Here is a 15641-nt window from a genome sequence, read left to right on the forward strand (position 1 = left end):
AAATGACCGATTATTATTTTATGGTTTGGATAAAAATATTTGATGGATAAATCTGATGATTCATTAAAGCAAAATGTGTAATATGCGATCTTTAGCACTTTTGAGTATCATTTTTGTATGAATCTATCATTAAAACAGAAGCTTATTGGAACAAGCTTATCAGCTGTAATTACTATGGCGGCAGTGCTGACATGGCTGTCCGCTGACCAACTTTTTGAGCAAACCCGTTCAGGTGTCTACGCAAGGGCACAAAGCTTGAGCCATACTGCTTCTGCGGGGATTTCTGATTGGGTTGAAGTCCGGAAGAGCATCGCTCAAGCTTTTAATGATTACACAACAGAAAATGAGTTGGTTCCTTACCTGCAACTGGCACAAAAAGCAGGAGGCTTTGATGATATTTTCTTTGGTACGCCAGAAGGACAAATGTATCGCTCTCACCCTGAACGAAATCGCGCAACCTATGATCCAAGAATAAGACCTTGGTATAGAGATGCCCAGAAAGCAGGTAAGCAAATTATCACAGAAGCTTATCAAGATGCGATCACCAAGACTTTGCTTGTTACCATTGCTGAGCCTGTTAGAAAAAATGGTGAGTTTATTGGTGTTGTAGGCGCAGATGTCTTAATTGATCAACTTATCGAAGATGTTATTAATTTGGACGCGGGTGACAATGCTCATGCGATGTTAATTGATATGGCCAACGGTACATTGTTAGCTCATCCAGATAAGAGCTTAGCGTTGAAGCCTATTACAAACCTATCTGCTGAGTTGTCACCTAATGCCATTATCGGTGCGGCTAATGAGGGGCAAATTAAGAACATTCTGATGAACGGCCGTGAGAAACTCTACTATTTCAGTCGTGTTCCTGGGACTAATTGGATGTTTGCGATTGAGATGGATCGAGAAACAGAAGAAGCAGGCCACGCCAAACTACTAGGAGAAATGCTGTTAACAGCTCTCGTAATTACACTGGTTGTGATTTTTGCTGTTTCTTGGTTGGTTGGTTTCTTATTTCGTGATTTAAACCGAGTCTCTAAAGCATTAGAAGAGATTGCTTCTGGGGAAGGGGATTTGACCCAACGTCTCGAACCACGTAGTAATGATGAAGTAGGTCAACTGGCATTAAACTTCAACCGTTTTGTCGGTAATATGCATGCCATGGTGAGTAAATTAAGTCAGGTTTCTTCTGCATTGTCTCAGCAAGCAAGTCAAACGGCGCACCAAGCGGAAGAGAGAAGCCAGCGTATTGCTTATCAGCAAGATGAAATCAATATGGTCGCTACGGCAGTGAATGAAATGGCGGCAGCCACACAGGAAATCGCGGGTAATGCTGATAACACTGCTGCGAATTCAGGTGAAGCTGTTGATGTTTGTCAGCATGGTTCAGCTCAAGTGACACAAACGCAAAGTTCAATTCAGAACCTCGCTCAAGAAGTGTTGGTGGCGACCAATGTGATTCAAGAACTTGAAGCTCACGGTAACAGTATTAATGCGATTTTATCGACGATTCAGGGGATTGCAGAGCAGACGAATTTGTTAGCGTTGAATGCCGCTATCGAAGCCGCGAGAGCGGGGGAGCAAGGCCGTGGTTTTGCTGTGGTAGCAGATGAGGTGAGGGTTTTAAGCCAACGGACGCATGCCTCTACTCAAGAGATTCAAGCCACGATAGAAATGCTCCAAGATACGACCGGAAAAGCGGTAAGTATTATGGACAATAGCCGCCAATTAGCGGAAACCAGTGTCGATGATGCTAATTCGGCCGCTGTAAGTTTGACTCAAATTCATGCGGCTGTTGAAAGGATTAGCGACATGGCAACTCAAATCGCTTCGGCTGCAGAAGAACAAGCTTCGGTGACCACGGAAATTACGCGCAACACTGAGGGAATTCGAGATGTCTCTAATGAGCTATCGACAGAAGCCCAGCAAGCAGCAGTACAAGCATCGAATTTATCAGTCCTCTCTGGTGAGCTAGAGCAAGAAATTAAGCAATTTAAGTTATAAATGCAAAAGAGCCAGTGAGTACTTGATGCGATTTACTGCCTTTTGGAGCCGCTTGTGTGCGGCTCTATTTTATTGCTATTAGGTTTATTGTGATTAAGCTTCGTTGTTTTCCTTTACTTCGACTCAGTAACCTCTCTTTGAATCAAGTTTATAGCCAGAAGTCACCGATAGCTTGTTTTGGACTATAAAAATGGGCAATCTGTGCTTGAAGTAATTCAGCGGTAGCAATGGCATCCGTGAGGGCATGATGTGGTGTATAATCAGGTAAGCCATAACGGCGGCGAGATTGAGCTAAACGTAATGAGGGAGGCTTGCGCCCTTTTACTTTGTTCCATAGCCCACCAGTCAGTTTCTGCTGGATTTTATCTTCGAGTTCTAACGTATCAATGATTGGAAATTCAATCCCCTCATTGAGTCGAACCTTTAGAGCTTGGTCGAGGAACTCTCGTTCAATACAGCGGTAATGGACAACCACAATTTTACCTCTCAATGCGGGTAAAAGCTCTTCAATGATCTCTTCGATATCGGGTGCATCTATCAACTCATTGTGAGTAATACCATGAATGATGACTGAGTCTTCATCCATTTTCTCTTGCGGCCTTACTTTCCAATGCTTGGCTTTGCGGAGATAAATACGATTGAGGTTAAACGGCACGAGTCCAATGGTAATGATGCCGTTTTTTTCAGGATCTAATCCGGTTGTTTCAAAGTCTAATGCGACAAAATCCACTTTGGATATTGGGGTTTCAGGTGAAGGTAGCGAGGCTCCATAAAACTCAATTAAACGGTGGTCTTTGGCTCTTTCCAGTTTTTGCTGAAACTTCATTGGCCACTGAAGGGTTGGTTTTTGAAATAACTTTTTAATCACTTTGGGCTCACTTAAACTTATTATTCGCCTGATAGCGGAACTTAAGGAAATTCTGCCCATTACTTAGGATCTGGAAAGCATCCTTTAGATTTCGGCGTTCAAAGTCGGATAGGTTTTCAGGTTCGATGTTATTGTCTGGCTCAATGCCCATTTCAACGTCGATTGCTTGGTGACGGATACGAACCATTGAGATGAATTCCATAGCATCCTTTAAATCTTGTGCTCTGCCTTTTGGTAAGATGCCCGCATCAATAATATCGTCCAAACGCTCGAAAGAGTTTTTTGCTAAAGATCCTACTGCCAGTGAATGCACACGAATTAAGTCGACCAGTGGTGCTGTGCCACGCCGCTTTAAATTGATAGAGTTTCTGTGTTGGCCGTCTTTTTCCATCACGAAATCTTTGAAAAAACCGAGGGGAGGCGTGCGGTTTAGGGCATTACGAGCTAAGCAGGCTAAAAAGCGGTTGTTTTTGCGAGCCCGGCGAACAATAAAACTGGTTAATTGTTCAGCCCATTTCAGGCGACCATAAACACCATCGAGATCGAAGAAAATAGAGGCATTGAGCAAAGCTTTAGGGTTTGGGTTATCAATCCAATCAGAGAAGCACTCTTCCCACTGAGTCCTTGTCATACGCCACAAAGGATTGGTTGCCATAATATCACCGGTACAGTATTTGTAACCGCATGCGTTCAAGCCGTAACTGACGTATTGTGCTAGGGCCTCAAAATATTTTCCATGTTGAGCTTCTTCAAAAGTGTCATCTAAGATGATGGCGTTGTCTTGATCCGTGACAAGCAGTTGCTCATCGCGCCCCATTGAGCCTAGTGCAAGAAAACAATACGGTATTGGTGGCGGACCAAGCGTTTCTTCTGCCATTTCGAGCAAACGTTGCTTAAAACTTCGTCCAATCACGGACATGGCACTTCCTACCATGTGTGAGTTTGCATCTTCATTCACTAAACGCACAAAGCTGCTTTTGACTTCTTCTGCGACTAATGCGAGCTCAGCGATGGTTTGTTGCTGGAATATACTGCTGACTAGTAAGAGGGAGTTCTGAGATTCGTAGCGGACAATATCAGTAGTTTCAATAATCCCGATAGGAAATCTATCTTTCACCACTGGAAGATGGTGAACGTTGTAGCGAAGCATGGTCAGCATGGCTTCGTATACGTAAGCGTTGTGATCGAGAGAAATGACTTCTGTTGTCATGACTGAGGCGACATCATCAAGTGGCGAAATTCCCTCTGCTAATACTCGGGTACATAAATCACGGTCGGTAATGATTCCAGCTACTTGTGAGTTAGGTGCATCTTCCTCTTCTTCTTGGCTTTGATCAACAATCAAGAGTGCAGAAACATTATCCTGCGCCATGATTTGAGCGGCTTCTTGAATCGACTGACTACGTTCGATTGTCGGTGCCTCACGTGTGAGTAACGTTTTAACTTTTGACGTAGTCAGGTCATTAGCGTCATTATTCACGGATACTGCTTGTCGCAGTCGAGCGCTGTTTTCTACTTCGACAAAGTCGGCAAATGAATCAAAATTGTCATAAAGGTCTTGGAAGATATCTTGTGGGATACAGTAGAGTAGAGTGTCCTCAATAGCTTTGACTGGAAAGCGAACTTTGTTGTTGGTGAGCAACCCCATTTGACCAAATAAATCACCTTCATCTAGTCTATTGTAAAGTTCACCTTTGCGCCGATATACTTCGACAATACCGCTTCTCACCACAAAAAGATCTTCGACATGATCGCCAATGTGAATGATGGGGGTGTCTTGACGAAAGTAAGAAATCTCTACACCCTCAGTGACTCTGGTCAGCACCTCTTCTGGAAGATCATTAAAAGGGGGGTACTTGGCGAGAAAATTGTATATCTCGAGGAGCTCTGCATCCATAAAGGTGCCTTTAAATTGTGAATTCATTAGTTAATCTTAACTTAGTTTTAAAACAGTGTCTTATCTGATCACAGTTTTTTATTTGAAGTGAAAAGATTCTGACAAATCACACGGTAAATATGCGAGAATTCAACTAGTCTTTTATCAACATCCCTGTGCGTCAATAGCTCGACTCACAGCCTCTGTTATCGATTGTCAATGTGGATGCTGGCTGACGTCATTATGTGCTGACTGCATCTATTAAAGGAATGAAAATGATACGATCTTTACTAATGGTGCCTTTGGCTATACTACCAATAGTAAGCTTTGCTTCTGACGTAGAACAAGTAGAAAAATTTGGCTACAAACATGTAGACTTAGACATTGGTGCAGGTACGACCAATGAAGAATGGTTAGATAACTCCAATGTTACCTCGCTCGGTTTAGGTGGGCATTATTTACTGAGTGAACATTGGTTGTTAAATGCAGAGTACTCTGTGCAATTTATTCACCCTGAGGAGTCTACATGGCGTGTTGATCGTGTGATGCTTGGAGCTGGATACCGTTATGCCATTAACGACAGGTTTGATGTTTACGGGATGTACGGCTTTGGTCTCTTAAAAGCGAGAGTAACCTTGGATAAATCGGATAAAACTCTTTCTTCAGATCGTGAATTTCTCCACGGTGCTACCCTCGGAGCGAATTATCTATTGACAGATAAACTGATAGCGGCAGCTGAAGTGCATGTAAATCATAGCGATATTGTTAATGAACGTAACTACAAAATTGGCTTTAACTATCAGTGGCATGATGTGATCGGAACAGGCCTGTACTATCAATATCGTGATACTGATTATAAGGATACCCACTCAGATCATATTAATGAAGTAGGGCTTAATTTCAAGTTTGTCTACTAAGTAACTTGAATATAATGAAGAAAAGGTCAGCATCTGCTGACCTTTTTTGTGAATAATCGTTTTAACTGTTGCAGTTCAATCAATCTACAATACGGCAGCAATGGCTTTGCACAGAGGCCCCATATTGGACTTCGTCATTCCAGCAACACTGATGCGGCCAGAACCAACAATGTACACTCCGAATTCATTCTTTAAGCGCTCAACCTGCTGCTTGGAAAGGCCAGAAAATGAAAACATGCCATTTTGACGTTCGATAAAGCTAAAATCAGCAGTGACACCCTCTGCTTTCAAAGTTTGAACAAACAGCTCACGCATCGTTTGAATACGATCACGCATTGTTGCGACTTCATTTTCCCATTCAGCACGTAGCTCTGAGTTATTCAAAATATGGGTAACAACAGCACTGCCATGTGCTGGTGGATTTGAGTAAATTGAGCGGATGATGGTCTTTACCTGAGAAAATGCCGTGTCCGCAACTTGTTGATCTTCGGCAACTAGGGTGAAGGCACCAACACGTTCATTGTAGAGACCGAAGTTTTTAGAAAATGAACTGGCAACCAAGATTTCTTTATTGTGCTTAGTAAAGATACGTAAACCTTGAGCATCTTCTTCAACGCCTTTCGCAAAGCCTTGGTAGGCAAAGTCAAACAAAGGTAACAGTTTTTTCTCTGCAGCAAGTTTAGCCAAGGTTTCCCATTCTTCCGGTGTTGGATCAATACCTGTTGGGTTATGGCAACATCCGTGTAGGAGCAAAATATCGCCTTCAGAGGCCGTTTGCAGATCCTGTAACATTGCACTGAAGTCTTTGTTCTTACTGTCTGCATCGTAGTAGCTGTATTGAGCCACTTCTAAACCTGCGGCTTTAAATACGCTAATATGGTTTGCCCAAGTTGGATTACTGATCCAGATTTTTACGTTACCGAGTTGACGTTTAATAAATTCACCTGCAACACGCAGTGCTCCTGTTCCCCCTGGAGCTTGCGCCGTTTTTGCTCGATGTGAGGCGACTACTTCAGCATCATTGCCAAAAAGCAATTTTTGCACAGCCAGCCCGTATTCTGCAGTACCTTCGATGGTCAGATAAGACTTGGTTTTTTCAGTTTCGAGCAAAATCGCTTCTGCTTTTTTTACAGTGGCAAGAACTGGGGTTTCCCCTTGTTCATTTTTATAAATACCTACACCGAGGTTGATTTTTTCACTACGAGTGTCTTTTTTAAACTCTTCGGTTAAGCCAAGGATAGGATCGGCAGGAGCAGTAACAATTTTTTCAAACATAATCTTCATCCGTGCAATATAAAGTATCTTCAACCATTTATACCTGTGTGTAATATTCGTTACAACCGTTAATAATAAGAAACTTGAAAAAAATTTGATTTGAAGCGAAAAATTCATGCAGGATAGTATATTGATATGAAAAATAGCGACTATATAGCTGGCAAGAGCAAGGATAAATGTGCACTAACGATGGGCCGCAATCTTAGATACTTCTGATGGCCTCTAAGCTAAAAAGGGGATAATTTGTGAGCCAATATAAGTTTTAAACCCATGAATGAATTTAAAATGTTTTTATATTTAATGGCTTATGTGGTTTTTGACGCTATGGGGAAAGGTCGACGTTGCTTCACTGCTTTGCCTAAAATATCTTGAGTAATTATACCGAATAATACAAGAGTACATTAAATTTCGAGCCTCGTGCCCGGAGTGAATTTAACCGTGTGAAAAGTACTTAAAAAGAGGCGAATCTTGTCAGTTTTTTTTACACTTCAGTATATATTTTTGTGATAAACAAGGAGAGTGAAATGTGGTTACAAGAAATACAACTTGAGTCTGAAGATTTTAAATTGATCCCGATGGCGAAGGAGCATGCCGCCGAACTTATTTCAGCAGCTGCAGATGGGCAGCTCTGGGAGCTTTGGTTTACTTCAGTGCCTAACGAAGAAACTATCGAAAACTATATCAATTCAGCTTTAGAGCAGAAATCTTGCGGAGCAGGGCAACCCTTTGTTGTTATTGATAAACGAACGGACTGCATTGTTGGTTCAACGCGATTTTGTAATGCTGATTTAAAAAATAAACGAGTTGAGATAGGTTACACATGGTATAGCAAACAATATCAACGTTCATCATGTAACACGACCTGTAAAAAACTGCTGTTAGAGCATGCTTTTGAGCAATTAGGGGCAATTGCAGTAGAGTTAAGAACAAGCTGGCATAATCATCCTTCCAGAGCAGCTATTGCCCGTTTGGGAGCTAAGCAAGATGGTGTGTTAAGAAATCATCAAAAGCTTGATAGCGGTGGCTATAGGGATACAGTCGTATTTTCAATTATTAATTCTGAATGGCCTGCGGTGAAAATCGCGCTGGAGTACAAGCTAAATAAATACAAATACTAGCGTTTTGCACTTTCTAGGTTAAATTTTGCCAAGTATAAAAAAGGCCTTCATTTAAGAAAGCCTTTAAAGTTAATAATCTGCGCTTTTATTGAAAACTTAACAATAAAGCTTAGAAGTTGGCAGAACCTGTTGTACGAGGGAATGGAATAACATCACGAACGTTCCCCATACCCGTTACATAGGAAACAAGACGCTCAAAGCCTAAACCAAAGCCTGCGTGTGGTACGGTGCCATAGCGACGAAGATCACGGTACCAGTTCATATGCTCAGGGTCGATACCGATTTCACGCATTCGTTCGTCTAGGATATCTAAACGTTCTTCACGCTGAGAGCCCCCGATGATTTCACCAATACCCGGAGCCAGAACGTCCATTGCAGCAACGGTCTTACCATCGTCATTTAAACGCATGTAAAATGCTTTAATGTCTTTCGGGTAGTTTTTAACGATAACGGGTGCTTTAAAGTGTTCTTCAGCAAGGTAACGTTCATGCTCAGAAGACATGTCAATGCCCCATTCAACTGGGAACTCAAAGTCACGGCCAGAATCAAGTAGAATTTGGATTGCATCTGTGTAATCAACTTGTGCGAAGTCAGAAGATACAAATTTCTCAAGGCGGCTAATTGCTTCTTTATCGATACGTTGAGCAAAGAATTCCAAATCATCACGGCATTCTTCAAGCGCAGCTTTGAAAACATACTTAAGCATATCTTCAGATAGCTTGGCAATGTCGTTGAGATCGGCAAACGCAACTTCAGGTTCGACCATCCAGAACTCAGCAAGGTGACGACTTGTGTTTGAATTCTCAGCGCGGAAAGTTGGGCCAAAAGTATACACTTTACTCAGTGCACATGCGTATGCTTCACCATTCAGTTGGCCAGATACAGTTAGGAACGTTTCTTTCCCAAAGAAATCTTCACTGTAATCCACTTTACCTTCAGCAGTGCGTGGTAAGTTTTCCATATCCAGTGTGGATACTCGGAACATTTCACCTGCACCTTCAGCGTCTGAAGTGGTAATCAGTGGTGCAGAAACCCAAAAGTAGCCTTGCTCATGATAGAAACGATGAATGGCTTGTGATAAGCAGTTACGAACACGAGCAACAGCACCAATAACGTTTGTACGTGGGCGCAGATGAGCAACCTCACGAAGGTATTCAATCGAGTGGCGAGTTTTCGCCATAGGGTAGGTGTCAGCGTTTTCTACCCAACCAACGACTTTTACGCTGGTGGCATCAAGCTCGAAGTCTTGTCCTTTTGCAGGTGACTCGACAATTTTACCCGTTACTTCGACAGAGCAACCCGTTGTTAACTTGAGGACTTCGTTCTCGTAATTATTCAGGTTATTTGGGACCACGGCCTGAATTGGGTCGAAACAAGAGCCGTCATAAATGGCAAGAAAAGAGATTCCAGCTTTGGAATCACGACGTGAACGGATCCAGCCGCGAACCGTGACTTCACTGTCAACGGCTAGCTGGCCTTTCAAAACGTCTGATACAGGCGCGTAAGTCATGTTTTTAATATTCTCCATTGAGGTAAACGTTCAACCCAAGCTAACGTGAAAATGGTTGCGTTAAGTCATTAAAGCAAACGGCACGATGGGTTGTATAGAGTTTTACAGTTTCAACCAGATATATTACCTGTCAATTTGTTTGCATCAACCATTAAATGCATTTAAAAGGTCAGAAAGTATGCATTCATACCGCTAAAATACCCGAGTATCGTCAAGTAGAGCATCTTGATATGATTGGGTACAACAGCAATAGTTATAAAAAGCAACGCAATCGTTAACATTCTTGAAGCATAGTAGTACGAAGTTTGGATAAAGCGAACTAGGCTATACCAGAATGCGGTTTCAATGTGGCATTTGTAAAGTATGGCGACTCTAGCTACAAATTGTTACCGCGCCTGAGAGCTGAGGTCGTCTCGTTGAATCGATCATCTTGATGTTACTTCGGTATAAAGGTTGTCATTAATGAGTGAATTACTTAGTATTGCGTGTTTTTTTAAGGTATGAGAGTCAAGATGAAAACAGAATTATACAAAGAGTTTATGTTTGAAGCGGCACACCACTTGCCACATGTGCCAGAAGGACATAAATGTGGACGTTTACATGGTCACTCTTTCCTCGTTCGTATTTACGTAGAGGGGGAGGTTGACCCTCATACAGGCTGGGTTGTTGACTTTGCAGAAATAAAAGCGGCTTTTAAACCCATTTACGATCGACTTGACCATTATTATTTGAATGACATTGAAGGTCTAGAGAACCCAACGAGTGAAGTGTTAGCGAAATGGATTTGGCAACAACTTAAACCAAGTTTACCGCTATTGAGTAAGGTCGAGATTAAAGAAACCTGTACCGCAGGTTGCATCTATATCGGCAAACAGTAAAAGCAACTTTACAGTGGTTTGTAGGCAGGCGTTCAGAGCTTGCCTTTCATTATTTGTTGCCTGCCAATAAAGTATCACTCTAACAAAAAACCGTATAGAGTGATGGCTTTCACTCCGGCTACTGGTGAAATGTTTAGTAGCCAATTCCATTACGTAATGCAAATTGAATTAAATCGGTATGGCTTTCCAGCTCTAGTGTGTCTAACAGTCGATACTTATGCGATTCTATGGTTCTGGAGCTTAAATTAAGCTCAATACCCACTTCTTTGGCAGACATACCTTTAGCGAGCAGGCCAAGTACTTCACATTGTCGATGACTAAGCCTTAGCATACGATAGCTTTCATCATCAGGCTTACGTTTTGGATCATGCACGCTACGATAGAGTGTCGAGTGCTGCCAATAAGATAGCCACATATGGGAAATAACTTTAACTTGTTCGAGTTGTTTGCAAGACAGCCCGGGTTTGTCTTCACCGAATAATGTAAAGGAAACTCCCCCCCAACGCTGGCCAAACTGAATTAATGGTATTGTGTAGTGGTAATTCGCTCCCTGTTCAGCAAGAAGCTTCAATAAACTGATATTACTAGCACTCAGTTCGTTACGATTGAATTCTTGGCTTTTATCGTTACTGCCAACCAGTTTTAGGTAGTCCTCAGCCCCCTTAATGCCAATTTGCTCAGCGGCGATATGTTTATGTTTGGTTCTAGACGCAGAAAGAGTTTTGCCCATGTAAAAAAATAGCATTGAGTTCGGAAAGATAGTCATTCTATCAATACCAAACCATGCCATTGCCTCTAGCATAAATTGTTTCAATTGATTCTCACACTGCTCAGCCCTAGATGTTGTTAAGGCTTGAACCTGTTTAACTAACAATGTCTCAAAGCTATTGGCTTTGTTGTCGATTTTTACTTTTTCTATCTCGGTATCCATAAATATCAGGTCATTTTGTGATTCTTTATAAATGCAGTAGTTTTACTCTACATCTAATTTATTAAATTATGCAAAATGTTGCGTTAGAAAGCACGGGGTAGTCGAAGAAAAATTCATAAATCCTATGTTTGAACAACAGTTTATAACATGATTTGGAATAAACGATACCTGTGGCTAGTGGTGGTATTGATGTTTAGCGGATGAGTTTTATACCCAATTATTTTGAGCTTACTTGGTTATGCAAGCAAATCCATTGTTCAGAGGGGTTAATGATGAAAATGATGAAGTTACGCTACCGAGCTGGTGAACATAGTATGTGGGTTGAAGTTGTGGTGTCGATATTTGTTGCCCAGCATCTAGTGAAAGAGTACCAAGGCTATGGGTGGACGGCAGAGATAGTCGAAATCTAAGTATCAAAGTTATTTAGTAATTTGGTTATTTAGCAATTTAATGTTTTTACCCAAGCACCAAAAGGTGGCTTGGGTAATGTGTTAGCAGATTACCTTGATTGCTAATCCGCCTTGCGATGTCTCACGATATTTTGCATTCATGTCTTTCCCTGTTTCTAGCATGGTTTCGATCACTTTATCGAGAGAAACCGTTGGGGCAGATGAACGACGAAGAGCCATTCGCGTTGAGTTGATCGATTTTACAGCAGCAATACCATTACGTTCAATACACGGAACCTGAACTTGCCCTGCTACAGGGTCGCATGTCAGGCCTAGGTTATGCTCCATTGCAATTTCTGCAGCCATACACACTTGTTCAGGGCTACCACCCATTAGCTCAGCAAGTCCTGCCGCAGCCATAGAACAAGCAACGCCAACTTCACCTTGACAACCAACCTCTGCGCCTGAAATAGATGCATTTCGCTTGTAAAGGCCACCGATCGCACCAGAAGCTGCGAAATAGCGGATATAGTCCTTTTCGGTGACGGTTTGAATGAACTTATCGTAGTAGGCTAATACCGCAGGGATAATGCCACAAGCGCCGTTAGTTGGCGCGGTTACCACACGGCCACCTGCTGCGTTTTCTTCGTTAACGGCAAAAGCGAACATGTTTACCCAATCGACGACAGACATTGGGTCGTTAGTGGTTTTTTCTGAAGTCAGCAGTTGTTGACGAAGAGCCGCTGCACGCCTTGGTACACGTAATGGACCAGGAAGAACGCCTTCTTCATTCATCCCGCGCTCCATGCACTCACGCATAGTACGCCAAATGTTAGCAAAGTAGGTGCGAGTTTCTTCATCTGAGTGAAGAGCGCGCTCATTTTTCATTACAAGTGTGCTGATAGAAAGTCCGCTTTCTTTACAATGATTCACCAGCTCTTCCGCAGAAGTATATTCGTATGGTGCTTTCACCGGACTTTCGATTTCTTTACCAAAGTTTTCTTCATCGACGATAAAACCACCACCAATAGAGTAGTAAGTTTTTGAATATACTTTTTTGTCATCAATCCAAGCATGGATCTGCATGCCATTTTCATGAAGTTCAAGGTTTGTCTTGTGGAAGTTCATTCCACCATCTTTAGGAAAAGATACAGTGTGACAGTGCATGCCAACAGGAAGACGTTCTGTTTCTTCTACTCTTGCAATGAAGCCTGGAATAGAGTCGATATCGACTGTCTCAGGGGAGTTACCTGCTAACCCCATGATAATTGCGATATCAGTATGGTGACCTTTCCCTGTCAGTGATAATGATCCATAAACATCAACGGTGATTTTAGTGATGTCACGTAATTTTCCCATCGTACGTAAATCATCAATAAATTCTTTACCCGCTTTCATTGGGCCTACAGTATGAGAGCTAGAAGGACCAACGCCGATTTTGAATATATCAAATACACTAATCATTTAGATTACCTCAGAACAAAGCCTCCCAGAGTGGGAGGCTTATTTATTATCGTTATATTAATTATGTCTTAATCAAGCGTAGTGAAACGCATTACGGTTGAATAGCACCGTAGACTACAGAAGTAATTGCCGCAACACCACAGATTACAGTGAAAATTTGTACTAGTGGGTTTGTTCTGTATTTTGACATCGCTGGAACAGTATTCATAGCAAAAACAGGCATTAAGAACAAGATTGCAGCGATCATTGGTGCACCCATTGTTTCAATCATACCCAGAATGCTTGGGTTAATAACAGCAACGTACCATGTAGTCAGAACAATAAACAGCAATGAACCTTTTTCGATGGCTTTCACAGGGAATGAGCTGCGAGATTTTATTAATCCAACTAGGCCTTCATGCGCACCTAAGAAATGTCCGAAGTAGCTAGACGTGATCGCAGCGAAAGCAACCAGTGGGCCTAAGTATGAAATCATTGGTGAGTCGTAAATATTCGCTAAGTACGAAAGGACAGAGATGTTTTGCTCTTTTGCTGAAGCAAGCTGTTCTGGTGACAGTGAAAGCACCACAGAGAAAACAAAAAACATCACGAACGCCATCAGCATTATTGCAGCACCTGCGGTGATAGCATCGGTTTTTTTAACTGCGCTATCGCCGTACTTTAAACGCTGTTCTTTAGAAAATTGTGATATAACAGGGCTGTGGTTGAAAGAAAATACAATGATGGGAATAGCCAACCAAACAACATTTGGCATCGCTTCCCAGTCAGGGGCAATTTCCATCATGGATGTATTCCACTCAGGAATTAAATAGATGGATAACGCAAACAAAATGAACACTAAAGGGTAAACCATCGCTGAGGTTGCTTTTAGCATTAATTCCTTACCAAAAACAACACCAGCAGTCATTGCTGCGATTAATAGACCAGAAAGCACCACACGTGGAATGGGTTCCATGCCTATTTGGTTAATTAAGAAAGAATCTACGGTATTGGTAATACCTACACCATAGATCAAAACAATAGGGTAAATAGCAAAAAAGTAAGCAAGTGTAATAAGGTTTGCGCCGGATTTACCAAAGTGTTCTTCAACTGTGTCAGTGATATCGGCTTCTGGGTTTTTAGCCGAAAGGACAAAACGTGCAAGCGATTTGTGTGCAAACCATGTCATTGGCGCAGCAATCAACGCCAAAATAACAAGCGGCCAAAAGCCACCCGCACCTGCTTTAATAGGTAAAAATAAGACGCCAGCACCTACTGCGGTACCGAAAAGGGATAAACACCAAGCAAAGTCTTGATAATTAAGCTTACTTGATGGTTTTGCAGGCTCAGCTGCAGAAGTTGTTGTGGTCATTGTTGGACTACTCATTTGGGAACAGGAAACAAGTCGAATAATTTTGCAGGATTTTACATGAAGAAAAGTCTAGCTTGCTCATATATTACCAGTTGATATCGAACGATATGTCAAAAACCTGCTCTTTATCACGAAATTTGCGTGCCACATGTGACTAATACTAATGTTATGGATTAGAAAAAATTATCCAAAACTCAGATTGTAATGAATGGGTATGAAGTATGTATTCTTAGGGTTAACTTGTTGTTGTTTAATTGGGTTTATTCATTTGGTTTTATATTGCTTTGAAAGCTAGGGTTATTGGATTTTTTTGAATGAAGTTTAGTGATGGAACGGATAACCTTCGAAGTTTAGAGGGATAACTAAGCCATTTTTTCTAGATGACCCTCTAAGATGTGTCTTTGCATTGACTCGATGATTTGTGCGGTCATTCCCCAAATGAAGTGTTGCTGATATTGAACAGCGAAGACACGATGATGAGTACTTTTTAATTGGAAGTAAGAGCTCAGCATCTTTTGAGGGTTTAAGATGTGATTCAGAGGAATTTCGAAGATTGAAGCAACTTCGTTAGGATCTATATTTGGATTGTAGGTGGGCTCAACAAAAGCAAGAAAAGGTGTCACTGAGAATCTGCTTACAGTCGGCAGTGAAGGAAGTTGACCAAAAACCTCAATACTGGAAGTATGGATGCCTATTTCTTCTTCAGTTTCTCGTAAAGCGGTCACCATAAGGTTTACATCATTTAATTCATATTTCCCACCTGGAAAGCTTATTTGGCCTGGGTGATAACGCAAATGTGCCGCTCTTTGAGTAAAGATAACGTGTAATCCATTATCCCTCTCGACTAGACCGATTAAAACCGCCGCTTTCCTGAGTGATTTCCCTTGTAAGAATGCTAAACGTTTTAAACTATCTTGATGATAGTGCTGAGGGAGTAACATTTGAAAATTTTGTAAAAATGTAACCTTGTCGATGATCAATCTTTCTTCCTTTGTTGACAGTGTAACAACAGATTTCTACTTAATGATAAACCAAGATTTAATGATTTGTTTGAAAGTTATAC

At 41.6% G+C, this 15641-nt stretch carries 13 protein-coding genes; 5 read left to right on the top strand and 8 right to left on the bottom strand.

The window, feature by feature from the left end; all coding sequences use genetic code 11:
• The first annotated feature begins 117 nt into the window (after window positions 1-117).
• Window positions 118-2001, top strand: a complete 1884-nt coding sequence (locus BS333_RS06350) for a methyl-accepting chemotaxis protein (protein WP_021708111.1) — start codon at window positions 118-120, stop codon at window positions 1999-2001.
• Between the two features lie 148 nt (window positions 2002-2149).
• Here the strand turns inward: BS333_RS06350 and BS333_RS06355 are convergent, their stop codons facing one another.
• Both BS333_RS06355 and BS333_RS06360 read right to left on the bottom strand, forming a co-directional pair.
• The gene (locus BS333_RS06355) at window positions 2150-2866 is read right to left on the bottom strand and encodes a 3'-5' exonuclease (protein WP_033003182.1); all 717 of its coding nucleotides are present in this window, start codon (window positions 2864-2866) and stop codon (window positions 2150-2152) included.
• Window positions 2867-2876: 10 nt separating this feature from the next.
• On the bottom strand, window positions 2877-4766 hold the full coding sequence (locus BS333_RS06360) for a DUF294 nucleotidyltransferase-like domain-containing protein (protein ID WP_021708113.1): 1890 nt from the start codon (window positions 4764-4766) through the stop codon (window positions 2877-2879).
• Between the two features lie 254 nt (window positions 4767-5020).
• Here BS333_RS06360 and BS333_RS06365 point away from each other — a divergent pair, with 254 nt between their 5' ends.
• Entirely contained in the window at window positions 5021-5662 is a 642-nt protein-coding gene (locus BS333_RS06365) for an outer membrane beta-barrel protein (RefSeq protein WP_021708114.1), read from the top strand.
• An 84-nt stretch (window positions 5663-5746) separates the two neighbouring features.
• Here the strand turns inward: BS333_RS06365 and BS333_RS06370 are convergent, their stop codons facing one another.
• Window positions 5747-6937, bottom strand: coding sequence for an amino acid aminotransferase (locus BS333_RS06370; protein ID WP_021708115.1), 1191 nt, complete (start codon window positions 6935-6937; stop codon window positions 5747-5749).
• A 524-nt stretch (window positions 6938-7461) separates the two neighbouring features.
• Between BS333_RS06370 and BS333_RS06375 the strand changes: the two genes are divergently transcribed.
• On the top strand, window positions 7462-8055 hold the full coding sequence (locus BS333_RS06375; RefSeq protein ID WP_021708116.1) for a GNAT family N-acetyltransferase: 594 nt from the start codon (window positions 7462-7464) through the stop codon (window positions 8053-8055).
• Between the two features lie 109 nt (window positions 8056-8164).
• On the opposite strand, the gene asnS is transcribed toward BS333_RS06375, so the two are convergent.
• Window positions 8165-9565 (bottom strand): asparagine--tRNA ligase, encoded by a 1401-nt coding sequence (asnS, locus tag BS333_RS06380; RefSeq protein ID WP_021708117.1) that lies wholly within the window; start codon window positions 9563-9565, stop codon window positions 8165-8167.
• Between the two features lie 512 nt (window positions 9566-10077).
• On the opposite strand from asnS, the gene queD reads away from it, so the two are divergent.
• Window positions 10078-10443, top strand: coding sequence for a 6-carboxytetrahydropterin synthase QueD (gene queD / locus BS333_RS06385; RefSeq protein ID WP_021708118.1), 366 nt, complete (start codon window positions 10078-10080; stop codon window positions 10441-10443).
• 133 nt (window positions 10444-10576) lie between these two features.
• Here queD and BS333_RS06390 read toward each other — a convergent pair whose 3' ends face one another.
• Window positions 10577-11374 (bottom strand): response regulator transcription factor, encoded by a 798-nt coding sequence (locus BS333_RS06390; RefSeq protein WP_021708119.1) that lies wholly within the window; start codon window positions 11372-11374, stop codon window positions 10577-10579.
• A 269-nt stretch (window positions 11375-11643) separates the two neighbouring features.
• Here BS333_RS06390 and BS333_RS22035 point away from each other — a divergent pair, with 269 nt between their 5' ends.
• The gene (locus BS333_RS22035) at window positions 11644-11784 is read left to right on the top strand and encodes a hypothetical protein (protein WP_158297028.1); all 141 of its coding nucleotides are present in this window, start codon (window positions 11644-11646) and stop codon (window positions 11782-11784) included.
• Window positions 11785-11865: 81 nt separating this feature from the next.
• On the opposite strand, the gene BS333_RS06395 is transcribed toward BS333_RS22035, so the two are convergent.
• From BS333_RS06395 to BS333_RS06405, 3 genes are all read right to left on the bottom strand, one after another.
• Window positions 11866-13227 (bottom strand): L-serine ammonia-lyase, encoded by a 1362-nt coding sequence (locus BS333_RS06395; protein WP_021708121.1) that lies wholly within the window; start codon window positions 13225-13227, stop codon window positions 11866-11868.
• A gap of 91 nt (window positions 13228-13318) precedes the next feature.
• Window positions 13319-14578, bottom strand: a complete 1260-nt coding sequence (locus BS333_RS06400) for an aromatic amino acid transport family protein (RefSeq protein ID WP_021708122.1) — start codon at window positions 14576-14578, stop codon at window positions 13319-13321.
• Window positions 14579-14940: 362 nt separating this feature from the next.
• Window positions 14941-15558: a CoA pyrophosphatase gene (locus tag BS333_RS06405; protein WP_021708123.1), complete on the bottom strand. Its 618-nt coding sequence runs from the start codon at window positions 15556-15558 to the stop codon at window positions 14941-14943.
• Window positions 15559-15641 lie beyond the last annotated feature (83 nt).

This window comes from Vibrio azureus, from assembly GCF_002849855.1.
GTDB classification, from domain to species: domain Bacteria; phylum Pseudomonadota; class Gammaproteobacteria; order Enterobacterales; family Vibrionaceae; genus Vibrio; species Vibrio azureus.

What these genes read in the sequence shown, in the direction of transcription:
- BS333_RS22035 (WP_158297028.1), top strand. Translation starts at nt 11,644, where the DNA reads ATGATGAAAATGATGAAGTTACGCTACCGAGCTGGTGAACATAGTATG.
- BS333_RS06400 (WP_021708122.1), bottom strand. Translation starts at nt 14,578, where the DNA reads ATGACCACAACAACTTCTGCAGCTGAGCCTGCAAAACCATCAAGTAAG.
- queD (WP_021708118.1), top strand. Translation starts at nt 10,078, where the DNA reads ATGAAAACAGAATTATACAAAGAGTTTATGTTTGAAGCGGCACACCAC.
- BS333_RS06375 (WP_021708116.1), top strand. Translation starts at nt 7,462, where the DNA reads ATGTGGTTACAAGAAATACAACTTGAGTCTGAAGATTTTAAATTGATC.
- asnS (WP_021708117.1), bottom strand. Translation starts at nt 9,565, where the DNA reads ATGACTTACGCGCCTGTATCAGACGTTTTGAAAGGCCAGCTAGCCGTT.
- BS333_RS06395 (WP_021708121.1), bottom strand. Translation starts at nt 13,227, where the DNA reads ATGATTAGTGTATTTGATATATTCAAAATCGGCGTTGGTCCTTCTAGC.
- BS333_RS06370 (WP_021708115.1), bottom strand. Translation starts at nt 6,937, where the DNA reads ATGTTTGAAAAAATTGTTACTGCTCCTGCCGATCCTATCCTTGGCTTA.
- BS333_RS06350 (WP_021708111.1), top strand. Translation starts at nt 118, where the DNA reads ATGAATCTATCATTAAAACAGAAGCTTATTGGAACAAGCTTATCAGCT.
- BS333_RS06360 (WP_021708113.1), bottom strand. Translation starts at nt 4,766, where the DNA reads ATGGATGCAGAGCTCCTCGAGATATACAATTTTCTCGCCAAGTACCCC.
- BS333_RS06390 (WP_021708119.1), bottom strand. Translation starts at nt 11,374, where the DNA reads ATGGATACCGAGATAGAAAAAGTAAAAATCGACAACAAAGCCAATAGC.
- BS333_RS06365 (WP_021708114.1), top strand. Translation starts at nt 5,021, where the DNA reads ATGATACGATCTTTACTAATGGTGCCTTTGGCTATACTACCAATAGTA.